General features: G+C 32.4%; 4 protein-coding genes. 3 read left to right on the forward strand and 1 reads right to left on the reverse strand.

Going from position 1 to position 6,793, the window contains the following annotated elements; genetic code table 11:
* Positions 1-5 precede the first annotated feature (5 nt).
* Complete coding sequence (locus tag ACFSC2_RS05935) at positions 6-3,044, reverse strand: SusC/RagA family TonB-linked outer membrane protein (protein ID WP_379816489.1); 3,039 nt, start codon at positions 3,042-3,044, stop codon at positions 6-8.
* Between the two features lie 269 nt (positions 3,045-3,313).
* Between ACFSC2_RS05935 and ACFSC2_RS05940 the strand changes: the two genes are divergently transcribed.
* The 3 genes from ACFSC2_RS05940 (at position 3,314) to ACFSC2_RS05950 (ending at position 6,703) form a co-directional block, all read left to right on the forward strand.
* The gene (locus ACFSC2_RS05940; protein WP_379816490.1) at positions 3,314-4,366 is read left to right on the forward strand and encodes a sensor histidine kinase; all 1,053 of its coding nucleotides are present in this window, start codon (positions 3,314-3,316) and stop codon (positions 4,364-4,366) included.
* A complete protein-coding gene (locus ACFSC2_RS05945; RefSeq protein ID WP_379816491.1) occupies positions 4,356-5,057 on the forward strand; it encodes a LytR/AlgR family response regulator transcription factor in 702 nt (233 codons plus the stop codon). Before ACFSC2_RS05940 ends, ACFSC2_RS05945 begins: the two co-directional genes overlap by 11 nt.
* 176 nt (positions 5,058-5,233) lie before the next feature.
* Positions 5,234-6,703 carry an MFS transporter gene (locus tag ACFSC2_RS05950; RefSeq protein ID WP_379816492.1) on the forward strand — a complete coding sequence of 490 codons (1,470 nt, stop codon included), beginning with the start codon at positions 5,234-5,236 and terminating at the stop codon, positions 6,701-6,703.
* Positions 6,704-6,793 lie beyond the last annotated feature (90 nt).

Raw genomic sequence — 6,793 nt, forward strand, 5'->3', positions numbered from 1 at the left:
TAAGATTAGAATGTTAAGTTTAAATTAAGACCGATACTTCTTGTTGACGGCATTCCGAATACATCAACACCTTGTAAACCTTCACCTGTACTTAGCGCCACATTTGGATCAAATGGAGCATCTTTATAAATAAAGAATAAATTTCTAGCAATTAAAGAGATTGTAGCTGTTTGAACAAAAGGTAGTTTTGCTTTATTAAATGTATATCCTACAGAAATTTCTCTAACACTAACATTTGTTGCATCATAAACATATTGGCTACTTACTCCGTTTCTTCCTGAAGTATTTGTATAATATGTGTAAGGATCCATTGAAGTCACTGGAGTTCCGTCACTAGCTTTAACACCATTAAGTTTTACAGATCCAGCATTTCTAGCATCACCTGTTGCTTTAGAAACACCATTAAAATCATTGATTGCCTGTGTCAAACTAAGTACTTCTCCTCCAAAACGTCCGTCTAATAAAATATTCGCAGTAAATGCTCCAATTTTAAATGTGTTAGACCAGCCTAACATAAAATCAGGATTTGCATTTCCTATTTCTTTCCAGTCTGTTCTTTGTAATGTATTATCATCATTAACTAAGATTCTTCCTTGGTCATCTCTTTTAAAATCAAAACCTTCGATTACACCAAATGGTCTTCCTTCAATTAATGAATATCTATAAGAGTTAGAACCTGGATCTGTAAGAACAATTCTTCCGCCTGTTGATTCTGAAGGAATATCATTTACTCTACTCTTGTTTTGTGAATAGTTAACTCTTGTTTCCCAATTGAATTTATCACCTCTTACTACATCACCATATAAAACAACCTCAAATCCTTTATTAGAAATACTACCAGCATTAATAGCGTAAAAAGTATATCCGTTTGCGTTTGTAGATTCTGCAGGAACTTGAAGAAATTGGTTTTTAGTATCTGAAGTATAGTAAGACAATTCAAAACCTAATCTATTATTAAATAATTTCCACTCAGTACCAAGCTCCAATTCTGATTTTAATTCATTTTTCAAACTTGTTCCTGGTTTTGGTCCTACTGTAGGATTTACGTTATTTCCAGCAACAATGCTAGATGTAGGACTTGTAATTGATGCCGCAATATCATTACCAACTTTAGCATATGTAGCACGAACTTTACCATAGTTAATAAATTCTGGCATGGTCGTCATTTCACTAAGAATTGCAGTTGCACCAATAGATGGATAAAAATATCCTGGATCTTGAGTATTTACTAATGTAGATGACCAATCATTTCTTGCTGCAAGATCTAAGAATAAATAATCTTTGTAACCAAAAGTTGTAGCAGCAAATACTGACTGAACTTCTCTTGCTGATCCTGTTTGAACGTTTCCGTTGTTACTTACAAAGTTACCAAGAGTAAAGATGTTATCATAAACTAAACCTCCTCCGATACCAGAATCTAGTGTTAATCCAGTAGCTTTTGAGTGATTTATACTAGTACCTAAAGTTCCATTGAAGCTAAAGTTTTCTGAAAATTTAGTATTAATTAAAGCAATTAAATCAGCATAATTTTGAGTACCGATCAAATTTGCATTGATATATCTTCCTGTAGGATGTACCAGAGAACTTGCAGAAGTTGCGTACATTCTTTTTTGGAAATTACTTTCGTTTCTGTTGTAGCTGTATCTTGAAGTTAAGTGAAACCACTCAGCTATTTTATAATCTAAAGCAATTGCTCCGTTAAAGAAATTATTTTGATCTACAGATTTTTGTTTGTTAATCTGCCAGTAAGGATTTTCATTACTTTCATTAACAGCCGCAAATCCTGGATAATTTTGCTGCATCATGTTTTTAACTGGATCAAAAACTTCGTAAGTTTTTAAATCATTAAGAGAAAAAGCTCTTGGATGACCGTACACACCAGCAATAGGGTTAAAATACAAACCATTTGTTGGTCTGTTATTAATAGTCTGCGTAACATAATTTGCTGTTACAGCAACACTTAATTTATCTTTAAAGAATTTGCTTGTTTGACGAATTCCAAAGTTGTTTTTCTTTAAATGATTTCCTGGAACTATACCGTTAGAATCTGTATTTGCATAACTTAAAGCAGTTGATGCTCCTTCTGTAGCTTTTGAAAAAGTCATCGATGTAATTTGAGTATTACCTACTTCAAAAAAGTCTTTAATATCTTTATCTCCTTCAACTTTTTGTTTTGCTCCCCAAGATCTTGGATCTCCTGCATTAGAAGTATAATCTGATTGAAATTCTGGAAGATAAGCAGCACTTTCAAATGTTGTTACTGAGTTAACATTAAATGATTCTGCTCCAGCTTTTGCTTTTTTAGAAGATAATAAAATTACCCCATTTGCTCCTTGAGAACCATATAATACAGAAGCTGCAGCACCTTTAAGAACTGTCATTCCTTCGTAATCGTCTGGATTTATTAAAGATACAACATCACCTCCATCTTTATTACCACCATTCAAATCTCCAAAAGTTCCGTTTGGCTGTCCAGAACCTCCGTTGTACAATGGAATACCATCAATTACATACAATGGCTGGTTGTTTACAAATGATGAATTACCACGAATCGTAACTTTTGTCGTTCCTCCAGCTCCAGATGAACTTCTCGTTACAGCAACACCGGCAATTTTACCTGCTACTGTATTAATAAGGTTGGCATCTTTTACACGAGTTAACTCTTCTCCTTTAAGTTCTTGTGCGGCATATGCTAATGATTTTTTAGTCTTTTTAATACCTAATGAAGTTACAACAACTTCATTTAAAGCATTTGAAGCTCCTTGCACTAATTTAACATTAATAGTAGAACCATCTCCTACAACTATTGACTGCGTTTCTAGTCCTACATAAGTAAAAACTAAAGTCTGCCCTTTTTGAACTTCAATTGAATACAATCCGTCAAAATCGGTAGTAGTACCTTTTTGACCTCCTTGTACAGCAACAGATGCCCCTGGCAATGGCATTCCGTCAGAATCTGTAATCACACCCTTGACACTTTTTACTTGAGCAAGCGAAACCTGCGCAGTAAAAACAATCATAAAGATTAAGAAAATTTTTTTCATGTTTATTTTATTTTGTTAGTTATGAGGTAAAATTATTCTTAAGACATTGTTAAAAAAAATAAATTAAACCAACAACCTAAAATTTTAAACGAACGACATAAATTATTCAATAATGCGTTTTACGAAAACGTTTTACCTCAAAAAATAAACACCAATATGTAATTTTTAAAAATTTTTACGCAAAAGAATTGCCACTTTGCAACTAATTGTTTAAAGTTGCATAAAATTACAATCAAAGAATCCTACTACTAATCCCCTTATTTTTATAATTGAAAGAAATTAAAAAAGTTAAATTTGATATCAAACTGCAAAATCATCTTTGGTTCTGGGGAAGCTATTTTACATTAAACTTTTTGAGATGGGGAGCTTACTTTAATGATTATCCGTATTCCTTCAAATCAAACTTAATAGAGTTTTCACTTCACATTCCGTTAGTTTATTTCAACCTCTTTGTTTTAGTTCCAAAATATGTTTTAAAACAAAAATATTTTCAATACACCATTGCATTAGTACTAAGTCTGTTTGGAGTTTATTTATTAAAGACAGCCCTTACCTATTATATCGTATCCGAAAATATCTGGCCAGAAGCCAATAGAGAATATCATCCTTTCGAAATCAATCATATTGTTGCCGTTTGTATTGGCGAACTGTATGTTCTTGCTATGGCATCATCTGTTTATCTGACTTTAACCTGGCTGCGAGAAAGAGAACGAAACAGATCTTTGAGAGAAAACCAGTTTAAAATCAAATTAAAGTATCTGGAAAATCAGATTCAGCCACATTTTTTCTTTAATACCTTAAACAATCTATATGCACTTTCTTTAGAATCTTCTAATAAAGTTCCCGATGTAATCATCAAACTTTCTAATTTGATGGAATATGTACTGTATGATGTTAAAGGAACTAAGTTTGTGCCTTTATTAAAAGAGATAGACTATATTCAAAATTATATCGAAATCGAAAAATTGAGATTCGAAAATGTAGAAGTAACTATAAATCTAGAATCTAATATTGAAGATGTTTCTGTACCTCCATTAATTTTTATCTCTTTGGTCGAAAATGCCTTTAAACACGGGAGTTTAAACAATAAAAATTTAAAGATAAAGATCAACTGTAAAGTTATTGACAATCAAACCTTAGACTTTGAAATCTTAAATAATTTCGTAATTTCACAAAACCATAATCCTAAAAGAGGGATTGGTTTGAGAAACACAAAAAAACGACTAAAACTTATTTACAAGACCGATTTTAGTCTCAAACAAACTACTAAACTAAATTTTTATATAATTCGTTTACAAATACCTATTCACAATGAAGATTAAATGCGTTATAGTTGACGATGAACCACTGGCAATCAAAGTCCTGCAAAATTACTTTACAAATTTTACAGATTTTGAGATAGTTGGAACATTCAATAACTCGCTAGAAGCTCTTGATTTTATCAACACTGTGAATGTTGATGCTGTTTTCTTAGACATCAATATGCCGATGATGACGGGATTTGAACTTATTAGTTTAATAGAGAACAAAACCAAAGTCATTATAACAACCGCTTTTAGAGAATTTGCTGCCGAAAGTTATGACCTTGATGTTTTAGATTATTTAGTAAAACCTATTCCGCTTCCTAGATTCATAAAATGCATCAACAAAATTACTACCGAGTACAATCTTAAAAACAATATTAAAGTAGAAACCACTAAAGGCGATTCACATATTTTTATCAAAGTCGATAAAAAAATGATGAAAATTAATATTGAAGAGATTTTGTTTGTTGAAGGAATGAAAGAATATATAAAAGTGGTTACTCCAGACAAAACCTATATAACCCACAAATCCCTCACTTCTTTGTCAGAAGAATTACCTGCAGATCGCTTTTTGCGTATCCATAAATCTTTTGTCATTGCCTTAAATAAGGTAAAATCTATCGAAGGAAACCGAATTCAGATCCAATCTTACACCATTCCGATCGGCAGAAACTACAGTAAAGAAGTTAAAAATAAGATTCTAGAATAATATAATTATGAAATCTATTTTCTAAAGTCGTAAAAATTAACACTTTGTTGAAATAATAGTGTCGTTGGTATAAATTTAACATTATTTATACCTTTTTATTTTTTTTTGATAATCCTAACAAATATATTTACGGTCTTCAAAAAACAGATTAATAAAAAATTAACCTCATTATTATTATGACTTCAGAAAATGTACAAACCAAGTGGGGACAATTTATCTCTTTGATAATTGTTTTCTTCTTTTGGGGCTTTGTTGGTTCTGCCAATGATATCCTTATTCCAGTGTTCAAAAAAGTATTTACGTTATCGCAGGTACAATCACAATTAGTAGCGTGGGCATTCTACGCAGCGTACTTTGTAGGATCAATTATATTCTTCATCGTTTCTCTAAAAGTAGATGTTTTACAAAAATACGGATACAAAAAAACATTATCTGCCGGATTAATTTTGTCAGCTGTTGGATCGTTTTTATTCGTTCCAGCTGCAACAATTCAAAGTTTTCCATTCTTTTTAACTGCCTTATTTACAGTAGGATTAGGATTTTCAATCCAGCAAATTGTAGCGAACCCTTTAGCAATTAAAATGGGAAGCCCAGAAACTGGCGCACACCGTTTGACTTTAGCAGGAGGAATCAACTCTTTTGGAACTACAATTGGAGCTATTTTACTTGGTATTGCCTTGTTCGGAATGGGCGATAACAAAAAAACAGCTCTTTCGTTAGAAGATATCAAATTGCCATTCATTATTTTAGGTCTTGCTTTTATCGTGGTTGCCGTTTTCATGAATTTTTCTAAAATCGAAAACCCAACAAAAGAAGAAGAGGCAGTAATTAAAGACGGACACAGCAAATTCAACATTTTCGACTATCCTCAATTATACTTAGGTATGTTAGGAATATTTATTTATGTTGGAACAGAGGTTACAATCATCAGTAATTTACCCGCTTTATTGCATACATCTGAATTCGGAAACGTTCTTGAAGACGCCGTTGCACCATTTATTGCTCTTTACTGGGGAAGTTTAATGATCGGACGTTGGAACGGAGGAGCAAACGTTTTCAATACTTCAAACCTTGTAAACACAGCACTTAAATTTATTGTGCCAGCAGTTGCATTTGGAGTAATCATTGGAGCAAATATTTTTGCTGCACACGACGTTTCTTCATTCTACATCTACCCAATCTGGATCTTATTATTTATCGCAGTAAGTTTTGTAGGTGGTAAAAATGCTGGAAAAACATTAATGCTTTTCGGAATCTCAGGATTAACAATGATGGTTTTAGGTCTAGTTTGGCCAAATCCAGAAATTGCTAAATTCTTCTTTATTTCTGGCGGATTATTCTTGTCTATTATGTGGCCTTCAATCTTCGATTTAGCTATCGCAGGTTTAGGAAAAAACACAGGAAAAGCATCTTCTTTCTTAATCATGATGATTTTAGGTGGTGGAGTAATTCCACTTATCCAAGGAAGTATCTGTGATTTAGATGGAACAAATCCAAACGGAATTTTCGGAATTACTTACACTCACTTCTCATACATTATACCACTTCTTGGTTTTGCATATTTAGGATTCTACGGTTTCTACTGTCCTAAAATTTTGAAAAAACAAGGAATCAGCCATATTGAAGGCGGAGGCGGAGGACACTAAGCTCTTCTTATATAAAAACAAAAGGTCTCGTTTTACAAGAGTAAAACGAGACCTTTTGTTTTATGAATAAGTAAAAAAAAACTTAGAACC

Origin of the sequence: Flavobacterium artemisiae, assembly GCF_042678225.1 — a bacterium.
In the GTDB taxonomy this organism is placed as follows: domain Bacteria; phylum Bacteroidota; class Bacteroidia; order Flavobacteriales; family Flavobacteriaceae; genus Flavobacterium; species Flavobacterium artemisiae.

What these genes read in the sequence shown, in the direction of transcription:
- ACFSC2_RS05935 (WP_379816489.1), bottom strand. Translation starts at nt 3,044, where the DNA reads ATGAAAAAAATTTTCTTAATCTTTATGATTGTTTTTACTGCGCAGGTT.
- ACFSC2_RS05945 (WP_379816491.1), top strand. Translation starts at nt 4,356, where the DNA reads ATGAAGATTAAATGCGTTATAGTTGACGATGAACCACTGGCAATCAAA.
- ACFSC2_RS05950 (WP_379816492.1), top strand. Translation starts at nt 5,234, where the DNA reads ATGACTTCAGAAAATGTACAAACCAAGTGGGGACAATTTATCTCTTTG.